Here is a 1276-nt window from a genome sequence, read left to right on the forward strand (position 1 = left end):
CTAATTTCAGGCTACAACTTTAGTCTAATTGTTAGAGTTTGTTGAGTAACCAAAAGCACATTTTTACTAGGAAATTTCTGATTGTCGTGAACCAGAATTAGCCTCGCTAGGTAATTGTAATTGTACAGCGCGCCCGATATACTTTAGCGCACTGATTTCAACAGCGTTTTCAGAAAAGGCAAACACTAGTGAAAAAACAAAGACCTGTTAACCTCGACTTGAGTACCATCAAGTTACCTCCGGCGGCACTATCGTCGATTCTCCACCGGGTTTCTGGCGTGATTATGTTAGTTTTAGTCGGACTTTTAGTCTGGCTGCTGGCTAAATCACTCAGCTCGCCACAAGGCTTCGCTGAAGCACAAAGCGTATTTGAACATCCAGTTGTGCGTTTTGTAGTTTGGGGCTTCCTTGCCGCAATCGGCTATCACTTACTCGCCGGTATCCGCCATATCTTTATGGACTTGGGTTTCGGTGAAGAGAAAGAGTCCGGTAAAACTACAGCACTGATCGCCATCGCAGGTGGCGTAATTCTGGCGATTCTGGCGGGAGTTTGGTTATGGTAAAAATTGCATCGACCTTTGGCCGTAGCGGCACGCATGACTTTATTTTGCTGCGCGCTTCAGCGGTAATCATGGCCGCATACCTGATTTTTATGGTTTGCTGGTTCTTGTCAACGCCAGTCGTGACTTATGAAGTGTGGGTTGGTTTGTACAGCAACCTCGCCATGAAAGTCTTCACTTTACTCACGCTCACCGGCTTGTTAATTCACGGCTGGATCGGTATCTGGCAAGTCTTAACAGACTACGTGAAATGTTCTCGTTTACGCGGCGTCATTCAATATATTTTTGTTGTTGCTCTCGTTGTGTATTGGTTCACCGGCTTATTCGTATTGTGGGGTGTGTAAGTGAGCAAGTTAAAAGAACTCCAATTTGATGCAGTGGTGATTGGCGCCGGTGGTGCTGGTATGCGTGCTGCGCTACAAATTTCTGAAAATGGCATGAGCTGTGCGCTAATGTCGAAAGTATTTCCAACCCGTTCACACACAGTGTCGGCACAGGGTGGTATTACCGTTGCACTCGGTAACGCTCATGAAGACAACTGGGAATGGCACATGTTTGATACCGTCAAAGGGTCTGACTATATCGGTGACCAAGACGCCATCGAATACATGTGTAAAACGGGTCCAGAAGCCATTTTAGAACTGGAGAATATGGGTTTACCTTTCTCACGTTTTGAAGATGGCCGGATTTATCAACGTCCGTTTGGTGGCCAGTCG

At 46.2% G+C, this 1276-nt stretch carries 3 protein-coding genes; all 3 read left to right on the top strand.

Going from position 1 to position 1276, the window contains the following annotated elements; translation table 11 throughout:
• The first annotated feature begins 188 nt into the window (after window positions 1–188).
• On the top strand, window positions 189–563 hold the full coding sequence (sdhC, locus tag J5F18_RS08130) for a succinate dehydrogenase, cytochrome b556 subunit (protein WP_346301765.1): 375 nt from the start codon (window positions 189–191) through the stop codon (window positions 561–563).
• Window positions 557–904 (top strand): succinate dehydrogenase, hydrophobic membrane anchor protein, encoded by a 348-nt coding sequence (sdhD, locus tag J5F18_RS08135; RefSeq protein ID WP_346301766.1) that lies wholly within the window; start codon window positions 557–559, stop codon window positions 902–904. Before sdhC ends, sdhD begins: the two co-directional genes overlap by 7 nt.
• Window positions 905–1276: FAD-binding protein (locus J5F18_RS08140; RefSeq protein WP_346301767.1), on the top strand; the 372-nt coding region annotated here is incomplete at its 3' end.

It is taken from the genome of Halomonas sp. BM-2019, from assembly GCF_017584085.1.

What these genes read in the sequence shown, in the direction of transcription:
- sdhD (WP_346301766.1), top strand. Translation starts at nt 557, where the DNA reads ATGGTAAAAATTGCATCGACCTTTGGCCGTAGCGGCACGCATGACTTT.